Origin of the sequence: Hydrogenophaga sp. PAMC20947, from assembly GCF_004795855.1 — a bacterium.
Lineage (GTDB): Bacteria > Pseudomonadota > Gammaproteobacteria > Burkholderiales > Burkholderiaceae_C > Hydrogenophaga.
The window spans coordinates 1,294,676-1,320,914 of sequence record NZ_CP039252.1 but is presented as its reverse complement, the minus strand read 5'-3'; the positions used below and the strand labels follow the sequence as shown (position 1 = coordinate 1,320,914).

Genomic DNA, 26,239 nt, shown 5'->3' with positions numbered 1-26,239 from the left:
CCTTCGGCCGCGCGGAGTGGGACGGGCGGCGGAGCCCCGCGAAAGGCAGCTGGGCGCTGCACGCACGATTCCACGGGCTTTGATACATTTGTGGCCAGCCCCCCAGCCGGCGGCGAGTGCAGCCAACAACACAAACAGATCCTCATGTCTGCTTTTGAGGCGGGTTGAGTGGGGCATTGGCCAGGCTGGAAGGTGCTGAGCATGTCGGCCGCAGGGCGGCATGGTTTCCACAACAGCCATCGGAGCTCCATGTTCAATACCGTGCTCAACATCGGTGACGTCGGTCACGCCATCCAGCTTGCGCTTGCGCCAGCCTTTCTATTAACCGGCATCGCCGGCCTGCTCAACGTCATGGCCGGCCGTTTGGCCCGCATCATCGACCGTGGCCGCCGTTTGTCTGAACTGAGCCAGCCCCCGGGCGCGCAGTTGAGCGCAAACCAGAACGAAGAGCTGCACAGCCTGGAACGCCGCCGCCACCTCGCCAGCGCCGCCATCACCGCCTGCACCCTGGCCGCACTGCTGGTCTGTACCGTGATCGGCTCGCTGTTTCTGGAGGTATTGCTGCAGTTTGATCTGAAATGGGTCATCGGCCTGCTGTTCACTTGCGCCACCCTGGCCATGGTGACGGGGCTGACCTATTTCCTGCAGGAAGTGCACAAAGCCACCCTCTCGGTGCGCATACCCAGCCCAATGAAACCGCCCACCGACCACCCCTGAAGGCTTGGTCACCAGCCGCCCCCTACCATTTTCCAGAATCCACCCGAAATTGAACAGCAAACCTTACATGCCCAACAGTCCTGCAAACGCCACGCCTGAACACTGGCAAACCGACGCCGGCAGCGCCTCTGTTGCCGTGCTCACCATCCCCGGCCAGTTGGCCCGGGCGCGGGTATTTGATGTGGACGTGACGCTGCTGGTCGACGTGCCTTCAGCAACGACGAATGTGGCCACCAAAGCCCCCTCGAATGAGCCCTGGCACGAACTGAGCGTTGAATTCGACGGCCAACGCCAATGGAGCCGACGCATCCCCAGCCACAGCCCAGGCCAGACCGACGGGCTCGACTACCACCAGCGGGTGCGGCTCGAGGCCGAGCAAACGCTGAAGGTGAGGGCGGTGGTGAAGGTAAAAGGTTCGCGGGTTCGTCAACTGGTGGTGGAAGCTCGGGAGGAGCTTTGATCTATCGCCAAAATGGACTGTCCCTCGTCGGGTAGACAACCTGTTCCTATCCTTTGAGCACAGGAGGCCGTGATGGGAACACCGAGGCTGATCCCGGAACTCAAGGAAGAGGCGACGGGCGCGGGAATGAGATTCTTCGCGACCCGCTGCGCAGAGAACCTTTCTGGATCGGTGGGGCGCCAAATGATCAGTAGCTGAAGTGGGCCAGGATGGCGAGGCTGGACGTGTCTTTTACATCCTGCAATTCGGCGCCATACGTGGCGCTGAATCGAACCCGCTTGTTCAAAAGCATATTTGCTTGAAGACTCAGCAGCGTGGAGTTGATTTTCTCTGACTGAAAAACCTCGCTTTGCACGAAGCCCGCCGTGTTCGACTCTTCCATGGACACGGTGATGGCGTCACGGTACAGGCTGGATGTGTGGTTCAAGCTGCCACCGAACTGAACTTGGGCGCCCCCTTTGAGAAAGATGGGATTGGACTGGATATCAACACCCACGCCGGAGAGCAGTTCATTCATGCGCGACGAACTGTATTTCACGTCGGAGGTGTAGAGCGAAGAAAACTCGGCGGCATCCAGGCTGTGGGTCTGTCCAGTCAGCGATACCCAAGGGGTGATGCTGAGACCACCACTGCGCATGGGATAGCGCAACTTGTTGACCATGGACCAAGTGTCACCGGTGTTCTCGTTGGTCAAATTCAGATTGACGAGGTCGTCTTGGGACTGGTTGGTGAAATCCAGGTTCAGGTGGGACACCTGAGAGCTGAACATCCCGCCGGCCAAGGGTTGGTGCAAGTAGGCGGAAAGGGCGTTGGATGTGTATTGGCGAGACTGGTGCTCTTGAGCGGATGTCAAGTCTGTGGACTGCTGGTATTGGAACAGTGCCACACCGATCCGGGCATCGCTTGGCTTTTCCGAGGTGCCCAGGCCGAAATCCAGTGCCAGCCCTGAGGGCGTTGATTGTGAAAATGAGGTTTGTTCGCTGAACGGACGAAACACCTGGCTGGTCTGCGATGAGGATTGACTCAGCGCATTCTCCTCCGTGATGCCAAGAGGCAACAGCCGAAACCCATACTGAAGCGCCTGCCCCTTTGTTTTTCCGAAAGACGTGCTCAACACCAGCGTGCCATCATCGATGTCTGCATTGAGCTGGGCGGCCGAGTCGGTGCCCGCGCTGACGCTGTTGGCCCAGTCCCATCCGCGGGTGAGGTAGTGCTGGTAAACGCTGGTGATGACTTGCTGTCCCAGGCTGCCGAAATGGTTGCCGTTGAAGTACAGGGTGTCGATGCTGGATCGGCTGGCGTCGGCCGTGGTCACGTTGGCAAACCCGTAAGCCTCCGGCGTTGCGTAAATGCGCTCGAAGGCCGTGTACAAGTCCACCGCGATGATGTTTGCTTGGGTGTTGGCAATGCCGGCAATCATCGTGTTCCACGTGGTCACCTGACCTGACGTGCTGTCGACCACATTCGGATTGCGGCTCCAGTCGTGGATCTGGGTGACGAATATCCGCCTGTTGTCGTCTGCGGCGCCGGCCGCAATGAGTTCATTGATACCCGTCAGGTAGTCTGCGGATGCGGTGACCAGATTGTCAGCGCTGCCTGAGTTGCCGATGTCGTTGTAGCCGAGATAAACCACCGAGAGATCGCCATCTGCAATGGCCTTGCCACTCAGTGCCGTGGCGAGTTGTTTTTCAAAGGTCGACTCTGTACCACCGCTGGTGGCCGAGGCCCCACCGATGGCGTAGTTCAGGTTTTCCGATACCAGTCCATTGGCCTGCAACTGCTCCGACCAGTTGATGGTGCCGATGGAGCTGGTGTAGTCGGTGTCTGAGTAGCTGTCGCCAAACACCCGCATGGTGTTGACCTGGACTTCGCCCAGTGTGCTGCTGCCGGTGGCGCTGTAGGGATTGGTTACCGTTGCTGTGGATGAGCCACTGCTGGCGCACCCGGTGAGCAGCGTGGTTGCGGCAATCGCGGTGAAGGAGAAGAAGGCGTTTGAGTTCAAGAATGTTCCGCGGTAGGCGCAGTTTGGACCTGGGGCGGGGTGCACTTTGCTCGATAACAATGGAGTGAGTGTGGATTCGTGGCGTGCCGACCCGTTGACCCAGCAGTTGCCGAAGAGGTCGCGTGTGAACACTTTGTTTTTGAGATCGCTCAGGCTGTCGCTTAACCGGTTAGATGGAGGTCAGCCAGTGTCGTGGGTTGAATGGCGGTGGTTGTTTAAAAAAAGGCTTGCCGGTGGTCCGCTGCGGACCGAAGCCACGGGGCTTCGGGCGTGCAAGAATCGAACGGAATTTTTTGGCCGAAAACTTTGACCATCAGTGGAAACCGATATTGCCAAGGAGATTGCCTGTGAACACACCCACCGAAACCCCAAAACCCGCCTTTGTATTGGTGCACGGCGCATGGCATGGCGCGTGGTGTTGGGCGCGGGTGCTGCCTTTGCTGCGACAAGCCGGCCATGTAGCCCATGCCGTTACGCTCTCCGGCGTGGGCGAGCGAGCGCACCTGATGGGCCCGGACATTGATCTGAACACCCACGTCCAGGACGTGGTGGGCCTGATCCAGGCGGAAGAACTGCAGCGCGTGGTGCTGGTGGGCCACAGCTACGGCGGCATCGTCATCACCGGCGTGGCAGACCGTCTGCAACATGAGCATCCCGGCCTGCTGGCACATCTGGTGTACCTGGACGCCGTGGTGCCCGAACCCGGCGAGAGCTGGAGCAGCCGTCATGCGGCCGAGACCCAGCAAGCCCGCGTGAAAGCCGCTGAATCCAGTGGCGGCATCAGCTTCCCACCGCCCGACGCCTGTGTGTTCGGCCTGAGTGGCGCCAACCGCGACTGGGTCAACCGGCGCCAGACGCCGCAGCCTTTTTCGGTCTACCAGCAGGCGCTGCATTTCAATGCAGACCGGGTCGCTGCATTGCCGAGAGCCTTTATCGATTGCACCAACCCGGCCCTGCCAACCATTGCGGCCTCACGCGTGAAGGTTCGCATTGATCCGGGATGGCGGGTGGTAGAAATGGATACCGGACACGATCCGATGGTGAGCGCGCCCGTGGAACTGACCCGGCACCTCCTTGACCTCACCTGACCGCACCGTGAACCAACGCCTCGACCGCATTGACATCTTGCGCGCCATCGCCATCTTGTGGATGACGGCGTACCACTTCTGTTTTGATCTGAATTACCACGGCCTGATCGATCAAAACTTCCACCACGATCCGTTCTGGACCTGGCAGCGCACGGCCATCGTGAGCCTGTTTCTGTTCACGGCGGGGCTGTCGCAGGCTGTCGCAGCACAGCAGGGGCAAACCTGGTCGCGTTTCTGGAAGCGCTGGGGCCGGGTGGCTGGAGCGGCAGGGCTGGTGACTGTGGGGTCCATGCTGATGTTCCCCGACAGCTTCATCTACTTTGGCGTGTTGCACGGCATTGCGGTGATGCTGATTCTGGTGCGGCTCACGGCGGGGTGGGGCGTGTTGCTCTGGCCGCTGGGCGCCTTGGCCATTGGGGCCAAGTTTGTGGCGCCGCTGGCCATAGCCGCCTGGCCTGCGCTGGCGGTGCTCAATCAGCCGGGGCTGAACGCTCTGGGCCTGATCAGCCAGTTGCCGATCACCGAAGACTATGTGCCTGTGTTGCCCTGGCTGGGGGTGATGTGGTGGGGCATAGCGGCCGGGCGTTGGGCGCTGGCGAATCGTCCGGCCTGGCTGGGCGCAGGGCAGACCCCTGCGCAGGGCTTGGTAAAGCGTGCCCTGGTGGTGTTGGGCCGCTGGAGCCTCAGCTACTACCTGCTGCACCAGCCGGTGATGCTGGGTTTGATCGCTGCAGCGTTTTGGGCCCTGGGTTGATGGCTCCCGCAGGGGATGAGACCCCACGAGAAGTTAACGGCGGGCCCAACCCGAGCGGGCCTGGGCAGCCGCCAACTGTCATGCAACAACAATCGCTCCGAGCACGTCGTCAAGCGCGGTGAGTAGCCTCTCCACATCGGCTGCCGTGGTCTGCAGGCAGACCAGCATCATATTGTGAAACGGGGTGATCATCACGCCACGGTTGAGCAAGCCGAGGTGGATCAGGTGCTCCAACTCGCCGTCCAGAATGGCGCCGGCCTCGGCGCCGTTGCGCGGCGGTGTGGGCGTGAACTGGAACTCGGTCCGAGTGCCCACCTGGGTGACACACCATGGCAGCTGGTAACAGGCGATCAAGGCGCGCACCCCCTCAGCCAGCTGCTCGGCCAGCGGCAGCATGTGGGCATACGCCGCGGGGGTGATCACTTCGGTGAGCGCGGCTCGCATGGCGGCCATGGCGAGCATGTTGCCGGTGAGGGTGGTGCCGATGCCGCTGTGGCCCGGGGGCGCATCCTGTTTGGCCTGTATGGCGCGCGCGGCCAGGTCGGCACTCATGCCGTACACCGCACAGGGCACACCGCCGCCCACGGGTTTTCCCAGCACCAGCGCGTCGGGCTTGAGGCCAGCCGCCTGGGTGTAGCCACCGGGGCCGGTGCTGATGGTGTGGGTTTCGTCGGCCACCAGCAAAGCCCCGTATTGCTGGATCAGGCGCTGGGCAGCCTCCCAATAACCGGGCTGGGGCAGCACCATGCCGATGTTGGTCATGACGGGCTCTGCCAGCACACAGGCCACATCGCCTTCGGCCAAGGCCGCTTCCAGCGCGGCCAGGTCGTTGAACTCCACCACGACGGTGTGCTCGGTGAGATCGTGCACCTGGCCCAGGAGGCTGCCGCGCTGCACGGGCACACCATTCACCAGATCCACAAACACGTCTTCGATCGTGCCGTGGTAGCAGCCGTTGAACACCAGCAGTTTCTTGCGGCCCGTGGCGGCTCGGATCCAGCGAACGATGTAGCGGTTGGCATCGGTCGCGCTCATGGCGAACTGCCAATACTGCAACCCAAACCGTTCGGCCAGTGCCTCGCCCACCACCGAGGCGTCTTCCGTGGCCAGCATGGTGGTGTAGCCGCGGGTGGCCTGGGCCTGCAGGGCGGCGGCCACGGGCCCGGGGGAATGGCCCAGCATGGCGCCGGTATCTCCCAAGCAGAAGTCTGCAAGCATGTGTCCGTCTGCGTCGGTGACCTGCGCGCCGCTGGCGTGGTCCACATGCAGGGCGAACGGGGTTCCCCAGTCGGTCATCCAGTGCAGGGGCACGCCAAACAGCAGGTGTTGCTGCGCCCGCGCAGCGAGGGCAGCAGAGCGCGGGTTGCGCTGAACATAGCTTTCCCGCTCACGGGCCAGAAACACCTGGGCGCGAGCCCAGTCCAGCCCGGCGCGGGTGGCCGGTGCTGCAGTGGACGGTGTGAAAGTGGCGACGGTGTCTGGAATAGACATGTGTGTGGCTCCTGACAGGATGGGCAGGGTCAACAAGGTGAGCCCGGGTACCAATTGAACCAAATTCAGGCGGTGCAGGGCGGTCCAATGCGCCAAGGGACGTTGGCACCAGTGGGCTTCGGGCTCTCAACCAGGCAAAAAAAAGCGCGGACAGGCCGCGCTTTTCTGATGTGGGGCATCTGGCGCAATGCGCCAGAAATCACTCCACTTTGGCTTTTTCGCGCAAGGTGGTCTGGAACTTGGCCAACTTTTGCTGTTGCATCTGCTGGGAAATCTGATCCTTGATTTCTTCGAGCTTGGGCAACTGGGCCTGGCGCACGTCGTCCACGCGGATGATGTGCCAGCCAAACTGGCTCTTGACGGGCTCCTGGGTCATCTGGCCCTTTTCGAGCTTGATCATGGCTTCAGAGAACTCGGTCACGTAGCTGGCCGCGTTGGCCCAATCCAGGTCACCACCATTGGCGCCCGACCCTGGGTCTTTGGATTGCTTCTTGGCGATGTCTTCGAACTTGGCGCCGCCTTTGAGCGAAGCGATGATGGCCTTGGCCTCGTCTTCCTTTTCAACAAGGATGTGGCGGGCGCGGTATTCCTTGCCGCCGTTGGTCGCGACGAACTTGTCGTACTCGGCCTTCACTTCTTCGTCGGTCACCGGGTTTTTGGCCTGGTAATCCTGGAACATGGCGCGGATCATGATGGTCTGGCGTGCCAGCTCCATCTGGACTTTGTAGTCTTCGGTGGCGGGGATGCCGCGCTTCAGGGCTTCCTGCATGAAGATTTCACGCAGGATGACTTCTTCTTTCAGTTGGGCGCGGGTGGCTTCGTCCACCGGGCGGCCCGCCGCAGCTGCCTGCTTGGCCAGCATCTCGATCCGCGCCGTGGGCACGGCCTTGCCATTGACGATGGCCACGTTTTGAGCGGCAGCCCAGGGGGCAGCCACGATCAGGGCGGCCGCTGCAAGGGCCGACAAAGAGAATTTCATGATGTTCCTCAAGGGAGTAGAAAAAAACGGAGATGAAAAAGACACGGAAAAATGGACTGGAAGCCGTACTAGCGCTGGATTTCAATGGCCAACGCGTGCAATCCGGCATCGGTGAATTTTTGCAGCGCATCATACACAAGACGGTGCTGCGCCACACGAGACTTGCCCGCGAACGCTGCGCCGCCAATGCGCACGCGAAAATGGGTACCGTAGCCCAGACCGTTGGCGCCCGCATGGCCCGCGTGGGCCTCGCTTTCGTCCAGCACCACGAGGGTTTCGGGCGCCAAGGCTTCGCGCAACGTGGCCTCCAGCGCCGCCTGGGTGGGAATCGCGGTTTCACTCATGGTTCTTGACCTCGGTTTCTTTGTCGGCGTCATCGTTGATGAACCGGGCAATGTAGAGGCCCTGGCCCACGATGAAAATCACCGGGAAGGCATAACCCCAGAGTTTGAAATTCACCCAGTCTTCGGTGGAGTAGTAGGTGGCGACGTACGCGTTGATCGCGGCCATGAACAGGAAATACCCGATCCAGATCACGGTCAGGCGCGCCCACACCGCGGCGGGCAGGCTGAGCTGGGTGCCGAGCAGCATCTGGAGGAAGTTCTTTTTCCAGCCCCACAGGGCCGCTCCGAGCACGATGGCCATGCTGGAGTACAGCACCGTGGGCTTCCACTTGATGAACCGTTCATCGTGCAGCGCCAGGGTCAGCACCCCAAAAACGATCACCAGCGCCAGCGTGACCTTTTGCAGCGTTTGCAGCTTGCGGTCGACGGCGTAGATGATGCTGCTCTGCAACAGGGTGGCGGCCATGAGCACCGCAGTGGCGGTGTAGATGTCGTACAGCTTGTAGGCACCCACGAACAGGGCAATGGGAAAGAAGTCAATCAAAAAGCGCATCGTTCGGATTATCGGTGTTTAGACTTAGGCTTGGCTTTAAAGGTGGTGCTCACTGGGGCCACCTTGAACCTTTCCGAGCCCGGATGATGCTTCACACGCACCAAGCCGCTTGTTTTAACCCGACTGAAGAGACCGCCATGACACCCGATCACCCGCAACAAGCCCTGCTGACTGTCGCCCTCATGGCGGCCTTCGCCGACGGCCACAAGGCCGACGCCGAGCGAGAAGCCATTCGGAACATGGCGCAGCGCCTGGACGAATCAACGGGAACCCAGGTTTTGGCCGGGCTGTACCAGGACGTGTTGCTCAAACGGGTTGCGCTGGACGATGCGCTGGCTCAATTGCAAGACCCGGGCCAACGGCAGCTGGCCTATGAAATGGCGGTGGCCGTGTGCGATGCCGATGGGCGGCAAAGCGCTGCCGAAGTTCAATTCTTGACCGATCTCAAAAGCAAACTCGGCCTGAGCGAAGCGGCGACCGAAGCTTTTGACCAGGCCGCCGAGGCGGTGGTGGCCGCGGGCGAGGGTGCAGTACCCGCGCTCAGCTCAAATACACCGCCGGCACGGCCTGCCAACCATGCGCCTCTCGAGCCCGAGCTGGACAGCCTCATCCTCAATGCCGCCAAAATCAACGGCGCACTGGAATTGCTGCCGCAGTCCTGGGCGTCCATGGCCATCATTCCGCTGCAGGTTCGCATGGTCTACAACATTGGCCAGGCCCATGGCGTGCAGCTTGATCAGGGCCATATCAAGGAGTTCATAGCGGCGGTGGGCGTCGGCGTGACCTCGCAATACCTCGAACAGTTTGGGCGCAAGCTCCTGGGGGGGCTGCTGGGCAAGGTGGCGGGCGGCCTGGTTGGCGGGCTGGGTCGAGCCGCTACGGGGGCGGCGTTTTCCTTTGCTTCTACCTACGCCCTGGGCCAGGTCGCCAAACGTTACTACGCCGGCGGGCGCCAGATGAGCACCGCGCTGCTGCAAGAGACGTTTCAAAGCCTGATGGAGCCCGCCAAACGGCTGCAGGCACAACACATGCCGCAGATACAGGACACCGCGCAGTCCCTGGACATGAGCAAAGTGCTGGGCATGGTGCGCGGCCAGTGAGGCCCCAAGAGTCAGAGCCCCGTTACACCCCTTTACCCTTTGCCCAAGGGTGAGCAGTGAGTGGCCGGCAGAATGGACAGATGTCCTACATGTCCGGAACGGGCGTCTCCGCATACTCTGCTTCAACGCCCTCAAAGCCCTATCAATCCTTTCAAGAAAGTAGACCCATGCAGCTTTCCCAACGTTTCAAAATGCTCGCACTCGCTGTCGCCGTGACCAGCCTGGCTGCCTGTGGTGGCGGCCGCGACGATCCGCTTCCCACCGACTCCACGAGCGACCCGGTGGCCAAGTATGTGGGTTCCTGGATCAGCACTTGCGTGGAAGACAGCGGAGCCTCCGCCCAGGCACGGGCCGATTTGCGCAAAACCTCGCCCACCACCATGACCGGTGACATCATCGCCTATGCCTACATCGGGCGGTCGTGCTCAGGTCCGTCCGTTCGTGACAAAAAAGTGCTGTCGGACCTCAACGTCACCTTCACCGGCACCACGACGACCCAGGGCCGCACCGCCGACAAATTCGAGGGTACCTCGGCGCAGGGCGAAGGCAAGGTCTTGTTGTTCAGCGATAACACGACCATGTTGGTGGGTGACCCCGACTCGCCCGATGACGCACAGGGTTTCCCCACCGAGTTTCTGAAATACAGTCTGTCGCGCCTCAATTAAGCAAGGCAGCATGTATAAAAAAAGGCTCCCTCAGGAGCCTTTTTGCCGGGTGTTTGCGGGCCCGTCAGGCGGGCAAAAAGCCTTCTACCGATAGGTAGCGTTCGCCGGTGTCATAGTTGAAACCCAACACCACGGCGTCGGGGGCCAGGTCGGGCAACTTCTGCGCAATGGCAGCCAGCGTTGCACCCGATGAAATGCCAACCAGCATGCCTTCTTCGCTCGCGCAGCGGCGCGCCATCTCACGCGCCGGCTCGGCGTCGACCAGAATCACACCATCGAGCAACTGGGTGTTCAGATTGCCGGGAATAAAGCCTGCGCCAATGCCCTGGATAGGGTGGGGCGCTGGTGACCCGCCCGAAATCACGGGCGAAGCGACAGGCTCCACCGCATACACCTTGAGCTGGGGCCACTGGGCCTTCAGCACCTCGGCGCAACCGCTCAGGTGGCCACCCGTGCCCACGCCGGTGATCAGCACATCGATGCCATCGGGAAAGTCTGCCAGGATTTCCTGGGCGGTGGTGCGTGCATGGACCGCGGTGTTGGCCGGGTTGTTGAACTGCTGCGGCATCCAGGCGCCGGGTGTCGCTGCCACGATTTCTTCTGCGCGCGCGATTGCGCCTTTCATGCCTTTTTCCTTGGGCGTGAGGTCAAAGCTCGCGCCGTAGGCCAGCATCAGGCGGCGGCGCTCGATGGACATGCTGTCGGGCATGACGAGCACCAGCTTGTAACCCTTGACCGCAGCCACCATGGCCAGGCCCACGCCCGTGTTGCCCGAAGTGGGCTCCACGATGGTGCCGCCGGCCTTCAGCACGCCTGATTTCTCGGCGTCTTCGATCATGGCCAGGGCGATGCGGTCCTTGATCGAACCACCCGGGTTGCTGCGCTCGGATTTGATCCAGACCTGCTGCTTGGCGCTGCCAAAAAGGCTGTTGATGCGCACATGGGGGGTGCGACCAATGGTCTCAAGAATGTTTTGGGCTTTCATCTGTTGTCCCTTCTCGTGCACTCACGATTGCTCAAAAATAAACAGTATCGCCGCAGATCAATCACATGGCTTGTGTCAGGATTTGCAGGTAGTCGTCCACGCTGGCCAGCCGTGGGTTGGTCTTGTGGCAATGGTCGGCGAGCGCGCCTTCAATCACCTTGTCGAACAGATCGGGGGTCACGCCCATGGCGGCCAGGCCCGAGGGCAATCCCAGTCGGGCGTTCATGGCGGTGATAGCCCCGGGGACTTCGGCGCCGCTGCCCAGGCCCATGGCATGGGCCATGCGATCCAGGCGGCGCTCCTTTTTCATGGATTCGGCCTCGCTGTTGAACCGGATCACGGCGGGCAAAAACATGGCGTTCAACGTGCCGTGGTGCAAACGGGGGTTCACGCCGCCCAGGCTGTGACTGAGCGAATGCACACAGCCCAGCCCTTTCTGAAACGCCATCGCGCCCTGCATGCTGGCGCTCATCATGTTGAGCCGCGCCTCGCGGTCGCTGCCGTCTTGCGTGGCGCGCTCGATGTGTGCCCAACCACGGGTCAGGCCATCGAGCGCAATGCCGTCGGCCGGTGGATTGAAAGGCGGCGCCATGAAGGTTTCCATGCAATGGGCAATCGCGTCCATCCCGGTGGCGGCCGTGAGCATGGGCGGCAGCCCCAGGGTGAGTTCGGGGTCAAGCAGGGCGGTCTTGGGCACCAGGTGCCAGCTGTGAAAGCCCAGCTTGCGGCCATCGTCCACGATCACGATGGCGCCTCGCGCCACTTCGCTGCCGGTGCCGGCGGTGGTGGGAATCGCGATCAGGGGCGGGACACGGTCGGTGATTTTGGGTGAGCCACCTTCGATCGTGGCGTAGGTTTTCAGTGGGCCTTCGTGCGCGGAAGCAATGGCCACACCTTTGGCGCAATCGATGGCGCTGCCACCGCCCAGAGCGATCAGGCCGTCGCAATCGCCTTGCCGGTACACCTCCACCGCTGCCCGAACCGCTGCCTCGGTGGGGTTGGAAGGTGTGTCGGCAAACACCGCAAACGACACGCCCGGCAAGGCGGCTTCGGTCTTGGCCAGCAAGCCCGCAGCCTTCACCCCCGCGTCCGTCACGATCAAGGGCCGGCGTATCCCGGTGCGCTCACATTCGGCGGCCAGCTGCGCCAGCGCGCCAAACTCGATGAGGATGTTGGTGATGTAAAGAATCTGGGCCATGGGTGGGGTCTCGCGGGAGTGGTCGATGAAGGCAAACTATACGCACTCCAGTCTGCAGCGCACCACCCGGTCCATCCCCCATGGGGTCGCGCACAAGACAGGCGCTGCCGAGCCCACACCGTAAAAAACGCCGCATGTCCAAACACTCCAACCCGAGAGCCTTGCTCACCCCCGCCATGCGTGGCCTTCTGGATCGGGTGGCCCGCGCCGGCCACCCGCCCATGCACGCCCTCTCGCCATCTCAGGCCAAACAGGCCTACGCAGCGGGTGCCGGTGTGCTCGATATCCCTCTGCACAAACTGCCCCGAGTGGAAAGCCTGCAGATTCCGACCCGCGACGGCGCCCAGATCAACGCTGAGCTTTACGCGCCTGCCGCTGAGCAGCCACTGCCGGTCTTGCTGTACTTCCACGGGGGCGGGTTCACCGTGGGCAGCGTGGCCACCCACGAGCCTTTGTGTCGCCATCTGGCCCACCTGGCCCATTGCGCAGTGGTTTCGGTGGACTACCGGCTGGCGCCCGAATGGAAGTTCCCCACAGCGGTGGACGACGCCTGGGACAGTCTGGCCTGGCTGCGCGACAACGCACCCCAGCTGAGGCTGGACGCGAGCCGGCTGGCGGTGGGCGGCGACAGCGCGGGCGGCACGCTGGCCGCCGCCACGGCCATTGAAGCGCGCGACGCAGGCTGGCCGCTGGCTTTGCAGATGCTGTTTTACCCGGGAACGGGCGGGCACCAGCACACGCCGTCCCACAAGACCTTTGGCCATGGCTTCATGCTGGAGACAGCCCACATCGACTACTTCTTTGGGCACTACCTGCGCGGAGCCGAGGACCGCAATGACTGGCGCTTTGCGCCGCTTGATGGCGTGGATGCCACGGGTGAAGTGCGTGATCTGGAGCGCTTGGCACCGGCCTGGATCGGTCTCGCTGAATGTGACCCTCTGACAGATGAAGGCCTTTTGTACGCCGATCGTTTGCGCCTGGCGGGCGTGGCGGTAGACATCGAAATCTACCCGGGCATGGTCCACGGCTTCATCCAGTTCGGACGCGCCCTACCGCAAGCGCTCACCAGCCACATGGACGCGGCCCGCGCCCTGCGCCACGCCTGGAGCGGCTGAACCCGGCCCACGATGGGTCGGATTCGATCGAATTCAGTCGGGCAAGACCACCCCTTCGCTGCGCCCGTGACCGGTGCGCTGGTCGAGGGCGAGGTCGCGCTGACGAGCTTGCTCCAACAGCTCGAAGCCTGCGGCGTTGGCGGCCTGCTCCAGGGCATGGCAAGAAGACATCACGGGAAAAGCACTCAGGCGGCGATCAATTGCGCGCGCGGCCTCGCGCCCCGAATCCACATGCCCCAGTTCATGTTGCCGCAAAGCAGTGGCATACCGAATGAAGCGAGCACGCGTTCCTGCATCCCAGTCCCCGCTGATCTGGGGCAAGGTGATGGTGGCGTGCAACGTGGTCTGCACCCGGGTGAGCGCACACCGTCCACTGGTGCCCTGTTCCCAGCGAAGGTCCCAGACCACCTGCCACCGGGTATCGCCGCGAAACACCTGCCCCTTTTCCCGGATCGGCGATGCACGGTCCATCGCCTGCCACAAGGCTTCTTTGCCATAGGGCGAGACGGTGTAGTACCGGTATTGCAGGCTTTCACTCACCTCGGCCAGAGCGGGTTGCGCCAGCCATCCGAACGCGCAGCAGATCCAGATGGACCGGCGCACGTTCCAGCTGGAGCGGGGCAGGGTAAAGAGGGTGAACAGGCGCATGACAGAGCCATTCTCGGATATCTGGACGGGTTGACACAAGAACATCTGGAACGAGCATCTAACATCAGAGCACAGCCACAAGCGCTTCCCCATCTGGAGACCCCATGACACTCAAACGCTCCGATTTCCGCTTCTTCCACCGCCTGCGCGTTCGCTGGGCCGAGGTCGACATGCAAAAAATCGTGTTCAACGCCCACTACCTGATGTACTTTGACACCGCCATTGCCGACTACTGGCGCGCACTGGCTTTGCCCTACCAACCGACCATGGATGCACTGGAAGGTGATCTCTACGTGGTGAAGGCCACGGTGGAGTTTCACGCTTCGGCACGGGTCGATGATCAGGTCGAGGTGGCCATGAAATGCAGCCGCATTGGCACATCGTCGATGGTATTCACCGGGGCCATTTTCCGGGGCGAAGAACACTTGATCTCTGGCGAAATCGTTTACGTGTTCGCCGATCCCTCCACCCAGACGTCGCGCCCGGTTCCACCCGTATTGCGCGAGACGTTGCTGGGATATGAGGCCGGCGAGCCCATGGTTCGCATCGAGGTGGGCGACTGGGCCACACTGGGTAAAGATGCCCAGCGCCTGCGGGCTGCGGTGTTCGTGGAAGAGCAGCGCATCCCCAAAGAACTGGAATCGGATGCGGCCGACCAGACCGCCATGCACGCCGTGGCGTTCAACCGGCTGGGCTGGTGCGTGGCCACCGGGCGCATGGTGCCTGCCGGGCCCGGGGTGGCGAAGGTGGGTCGCATGGCCGTGGACCGGGTGCTTCGAGGAGGGCAGCTGGGGCGCCAGGTGCTGGAGGCCTTGGCGGATGCGGCGAAAGCCCGGGGGGAGCGGGAAGTGGTGCTGCACGCCCAACGCAGCGCTGAAGGGTTTTACGACCGGCTCGGCTTCATGCGCCAGGGCGAGCCTTATGAAGAGGCGGGTATTCCCCACATCACCATGAGCCGTTCGCTGCGCTGAACGCCGCTACCAGCTGAGGCTCATGGCTTGGCGGTGGGTATCGCTCCAGGTGGGCTGGCCGCCATGGTCGCCGCCATGGGTCCATTCTTCCAAGTCCACCTGCAACCCGAGTGGGCCTGTGGAGAAGGGTTCCTGACGTGCCCGCACGACCAGGCTGCTGCGGGTGCCGTAGCCGCGCTCGGGCACATGCACAAAAGGGCTCGACAGCGCTTGCTCCCAGGCCGGAGCGACACCGGTCAAAGGCAGGTCATCCATGGCCACCTGCTGGCCATCACCCAAGGCCTTCAACATGCGGGAGCGGCCACCCGCACCGTCGCCCTGCAAGTCCATGGCCAGCGACTCAGACAGGGCCTGCTTCAACCGCAAGGTCTTGGGCCAGCCGGTATCCAGGGCAGCATTGGACAAACCGTACAGGCCGGGTTCCAGCGTTCGGTGGTGCAAAGCGGGGGCGACAGCCGCATGAGGCGCATCGGGGTGCCGGTTGGACACCCAACCCCAGGCATGGTTGGCGACGTCGCCGACCACCAGGTTGAACCCCCCATAATCGCCGGCGCTCAGCCCTTCCAGCAACGCCTCCCACGACACATCGCCCGCCAGCCAGCGGTTGGCCAGCTCGCCCCGGCTGCGCGCCGCGGGCTGGGGCTGGGCATCCCGTACGTTGGTGAGCATCGCCACGCGACCGGTGGTGTTCAATCCCAACCAGGTGCCGCCGTCGCGCAAGTCTCGCCCGCCAGCCACAACCGCGCCATTGGGCAGGCTCCAGCGGTGGAGCGGCGCGGTCGGGCGGTCCAGGAACTCATCGCGGTTGGCGGCAATGAACAAGGGACACGCCGGATCAACGGCGATGGCAAATGCAATCAAACACATGAAATCGCGAAGTCCGATTCAATTCAAATGTCGTCGAGCAAGGGGTAGGGCAGCGCCAGCAGCTGCAATTCAGGGCCTGATACCGAGCCCGCATGCAGATGGCCATCCGATGCGGCCTGGGTCTGCATCGACACGATGGCAGACCAGCCGCCGGCCGGATGTGCAGCAGCGGCCGCCACCAGGCCGCAGGGTTGACCGGGGTCGCTGTCGTGGAACACTTCTTGCCCCACCGACAAGGCCTCCGGGCAGGCGACTCGGTAGGCCCGGCGCTTCAAGCTGCCACGAAACTGGCTGCGCGCCACCACTTCCTGCCCGGGGTAACACCCTTTCTTGAAATTCACACCGCCCACCGATTCGTGGTTCAACATCTGGGGCACAAAGGCTTCCACGATGGGTGCAGTAACCGGCGCCACGCCACTCATGACCTCCAGCCAGGCCCAGTTGGCCGGGGTCAGGGCAGGGCCTTGCGGCGCCGCGGTATCCACCGGCGCAACCCACAAGGCGCGGGACACGCCTTCGCCTGGGTAGAGCCGAACCACATGCGCCCCGTTGGGCTCGGTCGTCATGCTCCAGGGCTCGGCGGGCAGATCGGTCGGCACGGCAGACCCAGCCAACCCCCATACCGCCACTTCGGCACTCGCATCGCTGAGCTTGGCTTTGGCCCGCATCACAAACATCGAAAGCCGCTTGAGCGTGGTGGGCAACAAGGCCGCATCACACACCAGAAAAATTTCCTCAGCCGAGCGCTTGAACACCACAAAACTGGCCTGCATGCGGCCCTTGGATGAGCAAAACGACGCGAGGCGAGCGTGCACAGTGTCGAGCAGCACCACATCATGGGTGAGCTGTCCGTGCAGAAACTTGGCCGCCTCTTCGCCAACGGCCCGGATCACACCCAGGCGATCGCAGCGCACCACGCCGTGCAAGGAAGACAGTTCGGAGGCGGTCAAGGATGAATCGGACATGGGCAATGGGGGGAAAGTGTGAAAACAAAAACTGCGCGGGGTGGTCAGCACCAAGGCGCTGCAAGAAAGCAACGAAGTTCAGACCCTAGGACTGTGAACCCCTCTGGATTATCATGCTCGGCCTGCCTTTGTGTCCCTCACACATGGGGTCTCCCTCTCACCGTCCTCCGTATTGCCCGCCTTGAAACGCCTGTTGTCCCTGCTCTTTGCGCTGATCGTGGTTGCCGTGGTCGGCGGGGTTGCGGCTGGGTGGTGGTGGACCGGGCTAGCGCTGCGGCTGCCTGTCGGCACCACCGCAGATGAGCCGCTGACACTGGAAATCAAACCCGGCAGCTCCTCCCGGGCGGTGGCCAGAGCCATTGCGGCCGCTGGCGTAGACGTGCCCGCCACCGCGTTGTATGCGTGGTTCAGGCTGTCTGGCAATGCTGCCGCCATCAAGGCCGGGGTCTACGAAATCAAGCCGGGGGCCACACCCCGAAGCCTGCTGAGGCAGATGGTCCGGGGGGAACAGGCGCTGCGCAGCGTGATCCTGCTGGAGGGCTGGAACATCCGGGAGGTGTTGGCTGCGGTGCGTGCTTCGCCCCATTTGCGCCAGGACATTGACGGACTGAGCCCGGAAGCCGTGATGGGGCAAATCGGTCTGCAAGACCAACAACCCGAGGGGCGGTTCTTCCCTGATACCTACCGCGTGGTGAAAAATGCCCTGGCGTCCAGCGTGCTGCGGCAGGCGGCTCAGGCCATGGACACCCGCCTGGCTGAAGCCTGGGAACAGCGCAGCCCGACCAGTGTGCTCAAAACGCCCGGAGAAACCCTGATTCTGGCCAGCATCATTGAAAAGGAAACGGGTGCTGAGGAAGACCGAAGCCTTGTGGGCGCCGTGTTCAACAACCGCTTGCGCATTGGCATGCGCTTGCAAACCGATCCCACCGTGATTTACGGGTTGGGTGAGCGTTTTGATGGCAATCTGCGCAAAATCGACCTGCTCACCGACACCCCTTACAACACCTACACCCGCGCCGGCTTGCCGCCTTCGCCGATTTCCATGCCGGGCTGGAATTCGCTGCTGGCGGCCGTGCGCCCAGCCGATTCGAAGGCCTTGTACTTCGTGGCCAAAGGCGATGGCAGCAGCCATTTCAGTCACTCGCTCGACGAACACAATTCGGCTGTTCGGCGCTATATCCTGAACCGTTGATCATGTCTCCCTCCAGCCCGTCTTCCACACCCACAGGCCTGTTCGTCTCGTTCGAGGGCATCGACGGCGCGGGCAAGTCCACCCACATCGCCCACCTGGCCGAGGCATTTCAGGCACAGGGCAGGGTGGTCACCCAGACCCGCGAACCGGGCGGGACGCCGCTGGCCGAAAAGCTGCGTGCCATGGTGCTGGGCGATGCCATGGACCCGTTGACGGAATCCCTGCTGGTATTTGCCGCCCGCCGCGACCACCTCATAACCGTGATCGAACCCGCACTGGCGCGGGGCGAAGCGGTGCTGTGTGATCGCTTCACCGACGCCACCTTCGCCTACCAAGGCGGTGGGCGGGGCTTCGATCTGGCCGTGTTGACGACGCTGGAACAATGGGTGCAGGCCACGCCAGCCCTGCAAGGCCAAGCCCTTCGCCAGCCCGATCTGACCGTCTGGTTCGATCTGGCCCCAGAGATCGCGGCGGCCCGCCTGGCCGATGCCCGTGCCCCGGACCGCTTTGAGTCCCAGCCCGTGGCTTTTTTCCAGGCCGTGGTCGCGGGCTACGCTGCGCGTGCCACCGCGCAACCTGAGCGGTTCGCCAAGATCAACGCCGACCAGCCCCGCGAGCAGGTCTGGCAAGATCTGCATGACCACTTCGTGCAACGCGGCTGGTTGAACAAGTCCACCTGACGGCTATGCCCACTTCATCACCAACCCCGCTGGCTCCCTGGCTGCAAAGGCAATTGCAGACCCTGGTGGGTCAGCGCGGCCACGCCCGGCTCCTGCAGGGACCGTCTGGACTTGGGCAGTACGAGCTCGGTCTGGCACTGGCCCAAGCGTGGCTCTGCGAGGCTCCCACGGCCGACGGTGCCTGCGGTGTCTGTGGCAGCTGCCACCTGGTCGATACACGCGCCCATCCGGACTTCGTCGCCCTGATGCCGGAAACGACTGCCCTCGAGTTTGGATGGCCTTTGTCGGAGAAGGCCCAAAAAGACATTGACGACAAAAAGCGCAAGCCCAGCAAAGAAATCCGGGTTGAGGCCATGCGCGACACCGTGGGCTTTGCGCAACGCACCAGCGCACGGGGTCGGGGCATGGCCGTGCTGGTCTACCCGGCCGAGCGCATGAACCACGTCACGGCCAATGCCCTGCTCAAAACCCTGGAGGAGCCCCCGGGCGACACCCGGTTTGTATTGGCCAGCGAAGCCACGCACCAATTGCTGCCCACCATTCGCAGCCGTTGCCAGACCCATGCCATGGTCTGGCCCGATGCCGCCGAGGCGTTGGCTTGGCTGCGCCACCAAGAAGGCCTGTCAGCGGCCACCGCCGAACAAGCACAGGTCTGGCTTCAGGCGGCTGGCGGTCGCCCCGCCGATGCACTGGCCTGGGCCCGCGCTGGCCTTGACGCCCAGACCTGGTCCAATCTGCCCAAAGCCCTGGCCCGGGGGGACTGGCGAGGCCTTGCCAGTTGGCCAGCGGCCCAGCAACTGGAGGTGTTGCAGAAGCTGTGCCACGACCTCATGGCCTCTGCAGCGGGTGCCGCACCGCGGTTTTTTCCAGCCGAAGGCCTACCTCCAGCGCCTCGCTGGCTCACCTTGAGCCGCTGGTCACGCGAGCTGTCTGATGCGGCCCGCACGGTTGAGCACCCGTTTTCAGCAGGCCTTATGCAAGAGGCCTGGGCCGCACGAACCAGCCAGGTTTTGCAGCAAGGCGGTGCGCCATGAGTGGAATGCCCCCCATTGATGCCACTTCTCTCACGTGTGTGGGCTCGGTTTCCCGCTAAACTCGAAATCCATGAGCACCAGTCCACCCGCCAGCCCAACATCGGCACGTCCGAGCGTGATTCAGCTCTCCATCAAGGAGAAAGCTGCGCTCTACGCCGCCTACATACCGTTGTTTTCCGATGGGGGCATTTTCATTCCCTCCTCGCGGGACTACCGCTTGGGCGATGACGTCTACGTGTTGCTGAGCTTGCCAGACGATCCCCAGCGCTACCCCGTTGCAGGCAAAGTGGCATGGGTGACACCGCCCAAGGCCGCAGCCGGCCGCACCCAAGGTGTTGGCATCCGGTTCCCGGCGGATGAAAAATCCAGGGTGCTGAAAATCAAAATCGAAGAAATTCTCGGCGCGGCTCTCGGCTCGGATCGCGCCACCCAGACCATCTGACGCCATTGGTGGGCGGACCCGGCTGCGCCAGCCCGACGTCGACCTCCATGCCTGGCAGCGCCTTGGCTGCTGCGTCCTGACCTGCTTGCCCATGTTCACAGACTCCCACTGCCATCTGAGCTTCCCCGAGTTGCGGGCCCAACTGCCCGAGATCCTGAATGCCATGAGCCAGGCCCAGGTTGACCGCGCACTCTGCATCTGCACCACGCTGGAAGAATTCACCGATGTCCACTCGCTGGCGCTCGCGCATGGCAACCTGTGGTCAACCGTGGGCGTGCATCCCGACAACGAAGGGGTCCAGGAACCCACGCTGGACGACCTGCTCAGCCGCGCTGCGCTGCCCAGGGTGGTGGGTATTGGCGAGACCGGTCTGGACTACTACCGCCTTAATGGCCGAACCGTGGCCGATATGGCCTGGCAGCGCGATCGCTACCGGACCCATATCCGGGCCGGGCGCCAGACCGATCTGCCGCTGGTGATCCACACCCGCAGCGCCTCCGAAGACACGCTGGCTATCCTGCGGGAAGAGGGTGGTTTCGACAGCATGGACAATACATCGCCCCCTCGCTCGCGGGGCGTGTTTCATTGCTTCACCGAATCCGAAGCGGTGGCGCGGGCAGCGCTCGACCTTGACTTTTACATCTCGTTTTCCGGCATCGTGACGTTTCGCAATGCGATCGACATCAAGGCGGTGGCCCAGTTTGTGCCGCTGGACCGCATGCTGATCGAGACCGACAGCCCCTATCTGGCGCCGGTGCCTTACCGGGGCAAGACCAACAACCCGTCGTATGTGCCGTTTGTGGCGCAGCAGATCGCCGAGCTCAAAGGCCTGACGGTTGAGGCGATCGGCAAGGCGACCAGCGCCAATTTTGACCGCCTGTTCACCCAGGTTGCCGCTGAATAATGATGAGATTTCACTTGAACAACCACCTGAAGATCATTGTTTTTTCAGCAATTATTTCGTTGTCAAGCCTGTCGCACGCCGGCACATTTGACCGGTTCTTTCAAGCGGCCAAAACCGACGACGAGTCCGCCATCGTCGGACTCACTTTGCGCAGCTTTGACCTCAATATTGTGGATGAGCACGGGGAAACCGCGCTGTTGATTGCCGTGAGAAATGGCTCAGACAAAGTGGTTGGTTTTCTGCTCAAGCAGCCTTCGGTCAAAGTCGAGGCGCGCAACCCCAGCGGCGAGAGTCCCTTGATGCTGGCAGCCCTCCAGGGCGAGCTTGACATGGCGACCCGCCTCATTCAGCGCAAGGCCGAGGTCAACAAGACCCTCTGGACCCCTCTCCATTACGCCTGTTCCAATCTCGAGCCATCGAGCGATGCCATGGTGCGCCTGCTCCTGGAGCACCATGCCTACATCGACGCCGAATCGCCCAACAAGTCCACGCCCCTCATGATGGCCGCCAAGTACGGCCATGCCGACCTCGTCGCATTGCTGCTGGAGGAGGGTGCTGATCCCATGCTTCGCAACGAACAAGGCCTCACCGCCGTCGATTTTGCGCGCCAGGCCGGTCGCTCCGAACAGGCCAACCTGATTGCAGCCGCCATTCGGGCCCGAACCGCCAAGACCCCAGCAACGCGCTGAATGTTTTTTTTCGGGCGGAGAGGAGGGCCGGCGGTCATGTTGTCTCACGCGGACAAGCGCTTACAGGTGGCCCTTGGCGGCGCCCAGTGTCGCCCATGCGTCGCAGCAGACCCAGGCATCGGTCATCCGCAGCCATAAATCGGGCATAACCTCCGCCTGCTGCCAATCAACCTGAGCGCGAGCAACCGGATTCACCGGCCCAAGAACACCAACGACAATTCAGGTTCGAACCCCGACAAGGAGACACCCCGTGGCCATGGCCAGTCAAAAAGACTTTTTTTCCGGATTGATGTTCACCACCATCGGTGGGGCGTTTGCCTGGGGCGCACGCGACTACGAAATCGGCAGCGCTGCCCGCATGGGGCCGGGTTACTTCCCCCTGATGCTGGGACTCTTGCTTGTGCTGCTGGGTGTCGGCGTCACCATCAAGTCCTTCTCAGGACCTGGTGCAAGCTCGGGCGACAGGATCGGTGCATTCGCCTGGCGGCCGCTGGTGTTCGTGTTGCTGGCCAACGTGCTGTTTGGTGTGTTGCTGGTCGGTCTGCCTTCCATCGGTTTGCCGGCCATGGGCATGTTCGTGGCCATCATGGCGTTGACGCTGGTGGCCAGCATGGCCCGCACTGGTTTCAGCTGGAAAGAGAGCTTCTTGCTGGGCGCGGGCCTGGCGCTGGGCAGCTATCTGGCTTTTGTGCGGGTGCTGCAACTGCAGTTTCCGGTGTGGCCGGCATTCATGTGTCAATGAGGAAATCACCATGGAGCTGTTCGAACACCTGTCCCTCGGTTTTGGCGTTGCTTTCACTTTTCAGAACCTGATCTATGCCTTCGTGGGTTGTTTGCTGGGCACCTTGATCGGCGTTCTGCCAGGGATCGGCCCGCTGGCGACCATCGCCATGCTGTTGCCCGCCACCTATGGGCTGGAGCCCGTGGCCGCACTGATCATGCTGGCGGGCATTTATTACGGCGCTCAATATGGCGGGTCCACTACCGCCATTCTGGTCAACCTGCCAGGCGAAGCCTCGTCGGTTGTGACCGTGATCGACGGTTACCAGATGGCCCGCAAGGGCAGGGCAGGCCCCGCTCTCGCAGCAGCGGGTCTGGGCTCGTTTTTCGCGGGTTGCGTCGGCACCTTGATCCTGGCGGCCTTTGCGCCACCGTTGACCGAGCTGGCACTCAAGTTTGGCCCCGCCGAGTATTTCTCCTTGATGGTGGTGGGCCTGATCGGGGCCGTGGTGCTGGCTTCTGGATCCTTGCTCAAAGCGTTGGCCATGGTTGTTCTGGGGCTGCTGCTGGGGCTCGTGGGCACCGACATCAACTCGGGCGTGGCCCGCTACAGCTTTGACATTCCCGAGCTGACCGACGGCATCAGTTTTCTGGCGATTGCCATGGGTGTGTTCGGCTACGGCGAGATCATCAGCAACCTGTCCAAACCCGAGGACGAGCGTCAGGTCTTTACAGGTGAAGTCCATGGCATCATGCCCACCGCTGAAGACTTCCGGCTGATGGTGCCGGCCATATTGCGCGGCACCGCCTTGGGCTCAGCGCTCGGCATCCTCCCGGGGGGCGGCGCGCTGTTGTCGGCTTTTACCGCTTACACCCTCGAGAAAAAGACCCGGTTGCGACCCGGTGAAGTCCCATTCGGCGAAGGCAATATCCGGGGGGTGGCAGCCCCTGAGGCGGCCAACAACGCCGGCGCCCAAACCTCGTTCATTCCCTTGCTCACGCTGGGTATCCCACCCAATGCGGTGATGGCCTTGATGGTGGGCGCCATGACCATCCACAACATCCAGCCTGGCCCCCAGGTGATGACCAGCAACCCCGAGCTTTTCTGGGGCCTGATCGCCTCGATGTGGATCGGCAACGCCATGCTGGTGATCCTGAACCTGCCGCTGATCGGCATCTGGGTGAAACTGCTGAAAGTGCCGTACCACCTGCTTTTCCCGGCCATCGTGCTGTTTTGCGCAATCGGGGTTTACTCGACCAACAACAACAGCTTTGATATCTGGATGGTGGCCATCTTTGGCTTCATCGGCTACCTGTTCATCAAGCTGGGCTGTGAGCCAGCCCCCTTGTTGCTGGGCCTGATTCTGGGCCCCATGATGGAAGAGTATCTGCGCCGCGCCTTGCTGATCGCCCGTGGCGACTGGTCGGTGTTTGTGACGCGGCCGCTGTCGGCGAGCCTCCTGGCCATTGCCGCATTGCTGCTGGTCATCGTGATCAGCCCGGCGATCAAGAAGAAGCGCGAAGAAGCTTTCGTAGAAGACTGAGACATCACCATGAACACCAGGGCCCGGCAGCTGGATGATCCTGGCTGCGCGGGCTTTTTGCTGCCTTGCAATATCGATCTAATACCTTCCACGATGTATATTATGTTAAGTTTAATAATGGGTGCACAGACGATATGGGCAACCGCGACAGCCAGTTCAGCACGTTCTTCTCGACCCCAACTGTGCTTCCAGTCACCTTCAACACCTCTCGCACCCGTTCATTGAAGCCTGAACGCATCTCTTCAAACGTGGTTTCCAGAATGGGTTGCGCTACCCGTAAAACCAGATCGGGCACCACGTGCAGTACAACAAAAATGGGCCCGAAGCATTCATGCGCCGCCTCAGGTGCGTGAACCTCTGGCTGAACGACGACCAAGGTGTTGGCACGCGAGCCTGATCGTCGACCTGGCGCCTTGCACCGGCAGCCACCAAGATTCTGTGCACGCACCCACCCTGACCTCTTGCTCACACCAAGCTCAAGAAGCCTTGTCCGGATCCAGACGTTCATAAACTGCTTACGCGTATCGGCAAGGCTTGCGCCAAGCTCTGCAAGCTCCCCAGGAAACGGCGGCAATGACCAAGCTCTGCTTTGCGCGCTGCTCGAAACCGGCGACGATCCATTGCGAGGAAAGCGCGATCACGCCCTCCTCCTCTCTGTGTGAGCCGCCAGCGTACCGCGGCCGCTGAGGTGGCTTCAGCGGAGCAAGTTCCACGACGAACGGATGCCCTCCAGCACCGACCAAGGTGGGCCCCCCCATGATGAGAACGCCCTGCCTGTGGTGACCTCTGCGGTAGACACTGCGGTGGGATGGCGCACGGACACCCGTTCCTAGCGCCAGCCATTGGGTGCGGCAGCGCACAGACGCGCGGCACGGGTCTCTCTATTGTCAAGCTCATGGCACCGGATACGAATGTGTTCTGCCATGCAGTGCAGCCTTGGGTTGCGCAGCCCGATCAGCCTTTGTCACCGAAAGAATCTCATGAAAACCATCTCCCACCGCTTCTCGATTCTCCTGCTCGCTGCTGCCGCGCTCACCGGCGTCGTGGGTTGTGCATCCACAGAAACGAAGGAAAGCACCGGTCAATATATGGACGACACGGCCATCACCACCAAAGTGAAGGCTGCGATCTTCAAAGATGAAGCGCTGAAATCCGCCGAAATCAATGTCGAAACCTTCAAGGGCGTGGTCCAGCTCAGTGGCTTCGTCAAGTCCGCCGCCGACATCCAGCACGCGGTAGACGTTGTTAAAGCCGTGGGTGGTGTGCGCTCGGTCAAGAACGACATGCGGATGAAATGAGCGGCGAAGCCCATCCCGGCCAACCTGTCCAAAGACCATCATGAACAACCCTGTCAAAACCATAGGCGATGAAGCCTCCAAGCTGGCCCACGAGGCGACCTTGGGTGCAGAACACGCGATCCAGTCCACGCAACGGGCCGCTCAACACCGCCTGGACCGCATGGCAGATGGCCTGGACGAAGCCCGTGCCCAGACCACCACGGCCCTGAACCACCTGGTCCACGACACCGAGTCGCTGGCCCACCGAGGCATGGAAGCGGCGCGGGAGGGCTCGCACCAGTTGCGAGACAAGACGGTGCATGCGAGAGACGTCACCACCCGCTATATCCAGCACGAGCCAGTGAAGTCCATGTTGATGGCCGCAGCCGTGGGCGCAGCGCTCATGGGCCTCGTGGCGATCTTCAGCCGCCACAGCGGTTCCGTCCGCTGAAACGCCGGACGGCTCTCATGAGCCATCCGGTGTTTCACCTGGCCGCTTAGAAACCTTTGTTGCTGGTCGAACACGCGGCGGCTTGTGGGCGCTTGGCGTGCAGGTGCAAAGGCGCCAGGCGCTAAAGCTGGCGGGCGCCACTTGGAGATTGAATCGCCCGTGGCCCCAACCGGTTTCTACCCATTAACAACCAAGGAACCATCATGCTTTACACCATTGCCGTCGTGTTGCTCATCCTTTGGGTTCTGGGCTTGGTGACCGCAACCACCATGGGTGGGCTCATCCATATTTTGCTGGTCATCGCCATCGTCATGGTGCTGCTGCGTGTGATCACCGGCCGCAGCCCGTTTCAACGCGGCTTCAATATTGTGTTCGTTACCCTACATACAACGCCCAACCGCAGC

At 62.3% G+C, this 26,239-nt stretch carries 28 protein-coding genes and 1 pseudogene; 19 read left to right on the top strand and 10 right to left on the bottom strand.

Annotated elements, in window-relative coordinates; genetic code table 11:
• Positions 1-249 precede the first annotated feature (249 nt).
• Both E5678_RS05915 and E5678_RS05910 read left to right on the top strand, forming a co-directional pair.
• On the top strand, positions 250-717 hold the full coding sequence (locus E5678_RS05915; protein ID WP_136177662.1) for a DUF2721 domain-containing protein: 468 nt from the start codon (positions 250-252) through the stop codon (positions 715-717).
• Between the two features lie 67 nt (positions 718-784).
• Positions 785-1,177: a hypothetical protein gene (locus E5678_RS05910; protein ID WP_136177661.1), complete on the top strand. Its 393-nt coding sequence runs from the start codon at positions 785-787 to the stop codon at positions 1,175-1,177.
• Positions 1,178-1,364: 187 nt separating this feature from the next.
• Here the strand turns inward: E5678_RS05910 and E5678_RS05905 are convergent, their stop codons facing one another.
• Positions 1,365-3,179 (bottom strand): SGNH/GDSL hydrolase family protein, encoded by a 1,815-nt coding sequence (locus tag E5678_RS05905; protein WP_136177660.1) that lies wholly within the window; start codon positions 3,177-3,179, stop codon positions 1,365-1,367.
• 347 nt (positions 3,180-3,526) lie between these two features.
• Here E5678_RS05905 and E5678_RS05900 point away from each other — a divergent pair, with 347 nt between their 5' ends.
• Together E5678_RS05900 and E5678_RS05895 are read left to right on the top strand one after the other, a co-directional pair.
• Positions 3,527-4,267 (top strand): alpha/beta hydrolase, encoded by a 741-nt coding sequence (locus tag E5678_RS05900; protein ID WP_247596927.1) that lies wholly within the window; start codon positions 3,527-3,529, stop codon positions 4,265-4,267.
• Positions 4,268-4,328: 61 nt separating this feature from the next.
• Complete coding sequence (locus tag E5678_RS05895; RefSeq protein ID WP_136180649.1) at positions 4,329-5,021, top strand: heparan-alpha-glucosaminide N-acetyltransferase; 693 nt, start codon at positions 4,329-4,331, stop codon at positions 5,019-5,021.
• A gap of 78 nt (positions 5,022-5,099) precedes the next feature.
• On the opposite strand, the gene E5678_RS05890 is transcribed toward E5678_RS05895, so the two are convergent.
• The 4 genes from E5678_RS05890 to E5678_RS05875 form a co-directional block, all read right to left on the bottom strand.
• On the bottom strand, positions 5,100-6,512 hold the full coding sequence (locus tag E5678_RS05890; RefSeq protein ID WP_136177658.1) for an aspartate aminotransferase family protein: 1,413 nt from the start codon (positions 6,510-6,512) through the stop codon (positions 5,100-5,102).
• A 199-nt stretch (positions 6,513-6,711) separates the two neighbouring features.
• Positions 6,712-7,494 carry a peptidylprolyl isomerase gene (locus E5678_RS05885; RefSeq protein ID WP_136180648.1) on the bottom strand — a complete coding sequence of 261 codons (783 nt, stop codon included), beginning with the start codon at positions 7,492-7,494 and terminating at the stop codon, positions 6,712-6,714.
• Between the two features lie 65 nt (positions 7,495-7,559).
• Entirely contained in the window at positions 7,560-7,835 is a 276-nt protein-coding gene (locus E5678_RS05880) for a BolA family protein (RefSeq protein ID WP_136177657.1), read from the bottom strand.
• The gene (locus E5678_RS05875; RefSeq protein ID WP_136177656.1) at positions 7,828-8,388 is read right to left on the bottom strand and encodes a septation protein A; all 561 of its coding nucleotides are present in this window, start codon (positions 8,386-8,388) and stop codon (positions 7,828-7,830) included. The genes E5678_RS05880 and E5678_RS05875 overlap by 8 nt, the downstream gene beginning before the upstream one ends.
• Before the next feature lie 137 nt (positions 8,389-8,525).
• Here E5678_RS05875 and E5678_RS05870 point away from each other — a divergent pair, with 137 nt between their 5' ends.
• Complete coding sequence (locus E5678_RS05870; protein ID WP_136177655.1) at positions 8,526-9,488, top strand: DUF533 domain-containing protein; 963 nt, start codon at positions 8,526-8,528, stop codon at positions 9,486-9,488.
• Between the two features lie 167 nt (positions 9,489-9,655).
• Positions 9,656-10,153 (top strand): hypothetical protein, encoded by a 498-nt coding sequence (locus tag E5678_RS05865; protein WP_136177654.1) that lies wholly within the window; start codon positions 9,656-9,658, stop codon positions 10,151-10,153.
• Positions 10,154-10,217: 64 nt separating this feature from the next.
• On the opposite strand, the gene cysK is transcribed toward E5678_RS05865, so the two are convergent.
• Both cysK and E5678_RS05855 read right to left on the bottom strand, forming a co-directional pair.
• Positions 10,218-11,138 carry a cysteine synthase A gene (cysK, locus tag E5678_RS05860; protein ID WP_136177653.1) on the bottom strand — a complete coding sequence of 307 codons (921 nt, stop codon included), beginning with the start codon at positions 11,136-11,138 and terminating at the stop codon, positions 10,218-10,220.
• 61 nt (positions 11,139-11,199) lie between these two features.
• Positions 11,200-12,336 (bottom strand): iron-containing alcohol dehydrogenase, encoded by a 1,137-nt coding sequence (locus E5678_RS05855; RefSeq protein WP_136177652.1) that lies wholly within the window; start codon positions 12,334-12,336, stop codon positions 11,200-11,202.
• Between the two features lie 134 nt (positions 12,337-12,470).
• Here E5678_RS05855 and E5678_RS05850 point away from each other — a divergent pair, with 134 nt between their 5' ends.
• Entirely contained in the window at positions 12,471-13,451 is a 981-nt protein-coding gene (locus E5678_RS05850) for an alpha/beta hydrolase (protein WP_136177651.1), read from the top strand.
• 33 nt (positions 13,452-13,484) lie between these two features.
• On the opposite strand, the gene E5678_RS05845 is transcribed toward E5678_RS05850, so the two are convergent.
• On the bottom strand, positions 13,485-14,099 hold the full coding sequence (locus E5678_RS05845; RefSeq protein WP_168708497.1) for a DUF922 domain-containing protein: 615 nt from the start codon (positions 14,097-14,099) through the stop codon (positions 13,485-13,487).
• A gap of 104 nt (positions 14,100-14,203) precedes the next feature.
• On the opposite strand from E5678_RS05845, the gene E5678_RS05840 reads away from it, so the two are divergent.
• The gene (locus tag E5678_RS05840) at positions 14,204-15,070 is read left to right on the top strand and encodes a YbgC/FadM family acyl-CoA thioesterase (protein ID WP_136177649.1); all 867 of its coding nucleotides are present in this window, start codon (positions 14,204-14,206) and stop codon (positions 15,068-15,070) included.
• Between the two features lie 6 nt (positions 15,071-15,076).
• On the opposite strand, the gene E5678_RS05835 is transcribed toward E5678_RS05840, so the two are convergent.
• Together E5678_RS05835 and E5678_RS05830 are read right to left on the bottom strand one after the other, a co-directional pair.
• Positions 15,077-15,937, bottom strand: a complete 861-nt coding sequence (locus E5678_RS05835; protein WP_136177648.1) for an NRDE family protein — start codon at positions 15,935-15,937, stop codon at positions 15,077-15,079.
• Positions 15,938-15,960: 23 nt separating this feature from the next.
• Positions 15,961-16,902, bottom strand: coding sequence for a folate-binding protein YgfZ (locus E5678_RS05830; RefSeq protein WP_136177647.1), 942 nt, complete (start codon positions 16,900-16,902; stop codon positions 15,961-15,963).
• A 181-nt stretch (positions 16,903-17,083) separates the two neighbouring features.
• On the opposite strand from E5678_RS05830, the gene mltG reads away from it, so the two are divergent.
• The 11 genes and pseudogenes from mltG to E5678_RS05775 form a co-directional block, all read left to right on the top strand.
• Entirely contained in the window at positions 17,084-18,094 is a 1,011-nt protein-coding gene (mltG, locus tag E5678_RS05825; protein WP_136180647.1) for an endolytic transglycosylase MltG, read from the top strand.
• 2 nt (positions 18,095-18,096) lie between these two features.
• Positions 18,097-18,774, top strand: a complete 678-nt coding sequence (gene tmk, locus E5678_RS05820) for a dTMP kinase (RefSeq protein WP_136177646.1) — start codon at positions 18,097-18,099, stop codon at positions 18,772-18,774.
• A 5-nt stretch (positions 18,775-18,779) separates the two neighbouring features.
• Positions 18,780-19,808, top strand: coding sequence for a DNA polymerase III subunit delta' (locus tag E5678_RS05815; RefSeq protein WP_136177645.1), 1,029 nt, complete (start codon positions 18,780-18,782; stop codon positions 19,806-19,808).
• A 70-nt stretch (positions 19,809-19,878) separates the two neighbouring features.
• Complete coding sequence (locus E5678_RS05810; RefSeq protein ID WP_136177644.1) at positions 19,879-20,250, top strand: PilZ domain-containing protein; 372 nt, start codon at positions 19,879-19,881, stop codon at positions 20,248-20,250.
• A gap of 91 nt (positions 20,251-20,341) precedes the next feature.
• Positions 20,342-21,154, top strand: coding sequence for a TatD family hydrolase (locus E5678_RS05805; RefSeq protein ID WP_136177643.1), 813 nt, complete (start codon positions 20,342-20,344; stop codon positions 21,152-21,154).
• A 14-nt stretch (positions 21,155-21,168) separates the two neighbouring features.
• Entirely contained in the window at positions 21,169-21,843 is a 675-nt protein-coding gene (locus E5678_RS05800; protein WP_247596926.1) for an ankyrin repeat domain-containing protein, read from the top strand.
• 250 nt (positions 21,844-22,093) lie between these two features.
• Positions 22,094-22,585 (top strand): tripartite tricarboxylate transporter TctB family protein, encoded by a 492-nt coding sequence (locus tag E5678_RS05795; protein ID WP_136177641.1) that lies wholly within the window; start codon positions 22,094-22,096, stop codon positions 22,583-22,585.
• Positions 22,586-22,595: 10 nt separating this feature from the next.
• Positions 22,596-24,107 carry a tripartite tricarboxylate transporter permease gene (locus E5678_RS05790; protein ID WP_136177640.1) on the top strand — a complete coding sequence of 504 codons (1,512 nt, stop codon included), beginning with the start codon at positions 22,596-22,598 and terminating at the stop codon, positions 24,105-24,107.
• 980 nt (positions 24,108-25,087) lie between these two features.
• Positions 25,088-25,405 carry a BON domain-containing protein gene (locus E5678_RS05785; protein ID WP_136177639.1) on the top strand — a complete coding sequence of 106 codons (318 nt, stop codon included), beginning with the start codon at positions 25,088-25,090 and terminating at the stop codon, positions 25,403-25,405.
• Positions 25,406-25,445: 40 nt separating this feature from the next.
• Positions 25,446-25,835, top strand: coding sequence for a hypothetical protein (locus E5678_RS05780; protein WP_136177638.1), 390 nt, complete (start codon positions 25,446-25,448; stop codon positions 25,833-25,835).
• A 203-nt stretch (positions 25,836-26,038) separates the two neighbouring features.
• Positions 26,039-26,176: pseudogene (locus E5678_RS05775) on the top strand (lmo0937 family membrane protein); the annotation flags it as partial.
• Positions 26,177-26,239: the final 63 nt, after the last annotated feature.

What these genes read in the sequence shown, in the direction of transcription:
- E5678_RS05915 (WP_136177662.1), top strand. Translation starts at nt 250, where the DNA reads ATGTTCAATACCGTGCTCAACATCGGTGACGTCGGTCACGCCATCCAG.
- E5678_RS05910 (WP_136177661.1), top strand. Translation starts at nt 785, where the DNA reads ATGCCCAACAGTCCTGCAAACGCCACGCCTGAACACTGGCAAACCGAC.
- E5678_RS05895 (WP_136180649.1), top strand. Translation starts at nt 4,329, where the DNA reads ATGACGGCGTACCACTTCTGTTTTGATCTGAATTACCACGGCCTGATC.
- E5678_RS05890 (WP_136177658.1), bottom strand. Translation starts at nt 6,512, where the DNA reads ATGTCTATTCCAGACACCGTCGCCACTTTCACACCGTCCACTGCAGCA.
- E5678_RS05880 (WP_136177657.1), bottom strand. Translation starts at nt 7,835, where the DNA reads ATGAGTGAAACCGCGATTCCCACCCAGGCGGCGCTGGAGGCCACGTTG.
- E5678_RS05875 (WP_136177656.1), bottom strand. Translation starts at nt 8,388, where the DNA reads ATGCGCTTTTTGATTGACTTCTTTCCCATTGCCCTGTTCGTGGGTGCC.
- E5678_RS05870 (WP_136177655.1), top strand. Translation starts at nt 8,526, where the DNA reads ATGACACCCGATCACCCGCAACAAGCCCTGCTGACTGTCGCCCTCATG.
- E5678_RS05865 (WP_136177654.1), top strand. Translation starts at nt 9,656, where the DNA reads ATGCAGCTTTCCCAACGTTTCAAAATGCTCGCACTCGCTGTCGCCGTG.
- cysK (WP_136177653.1), bottom strand. Translation starts at nt 11,138, where the DNA reads ATGAAAGCCCAAAACATTCTTGAGACCATTGGTCGCACCCCCCATGTG.
- E5678_RS05855 (WP_136177652.1), bottom strand. Translation starts at nt 12,336, where the DNA reads ATGGCCCAGATTCTTTACATCACCAACATCCTCATCGAGTTTGGCGCG.
- E5678_RS05850 (WP_136177651.1), top strand. Translation starts at nt 12,471, where the DNA reads ATGTCCAAACACTCCAACCCGAGAGCCTTGCTCACCCCCGCCATGCGT.
- E5678_RS05845 (WP_168708497.1), bottom strand. Translation starts at nt 14,099, where the DNA reads ATGCGCCTGTTCACCCTCTTTACCCTGCCCCGCTCCAGCTGGAACGTG.
- E5678_RS05840 (WP_136177649.1), top strand. Translation starts at nt 14,204, where the DNA reads ATGACACTCAAACGCTCCGATTTCCGCTTCTTCCACCGCCTGCGCGTT.
- E5678_RS05835 (WP_136177648.1), bottom strand. Translation starts at nt 15,937, where the DNA reads ATGTGTTTGATTGCATTTGCCATCGCCGTTGATCCGGCGTGTCCCTTG.
- E5678_RS05830 (WP_136177647.1), bottom strand. Translation starts at nt 16,902, where the DNA reads ATGTCCGATTCATCCTTGACCGCCTCCGAACTGTCTTCCTTGCACGGC.
- tmk (WP_136177646.1), top strand. Translation starts at nt 18,097, where the DNA reads ATGTCTCCCTCCAGCCCGTCTTCCACACCCACAGGCCTGTTCGTCTCG.
- E5678_RS05815 (WP_136177645.1), top strand. Translation starts at nt 18,780, where the DNA reads ATGCCCACTTCATCACCAACCCCGCTGGCTCCCTGGCTGCAAAGGCAA.
- E5678_RS05810 (WP_136177644.1), top strand. Translation starts at nt 19,879, where the DNA reads ATGAGCACCAGTCCACCCGCCAGCCCAACATCGGCACGTCCGAGCGTG.
- E5678_RS05805 (WP_136177643.1), top strand. Translation starts at nt 20,342, where the DNA reads ATGTTCACAGACTCCCACTGCCATCTGAGCTTCCCCGAGTTGCGGGCC.
- E5678_RS05790 (WP_136177640.1), top strand. Translation starts at nt 22,596, where the DNA reads ATGGAGCTGTTCGAACACCTGTCCCTCGGTTTTGGCGTTGCTTTCACT.
- E5678_RS05785 (WP_136177639.1), top strand. Translation starts at nt 25,088, where the DNA reads ATGAAAACCATCTCCCACCGCTTCTCGATTCTCCTGCTCGCTGCTGCC.
- E5678_RS05780 (WP_136177638.1), top strand. Translation starts at nt 25,446, where the DNA reads ATGAACAACCCTGTCAAAACCATAGGCGATGAAGCCTCCAAGCTGGCC.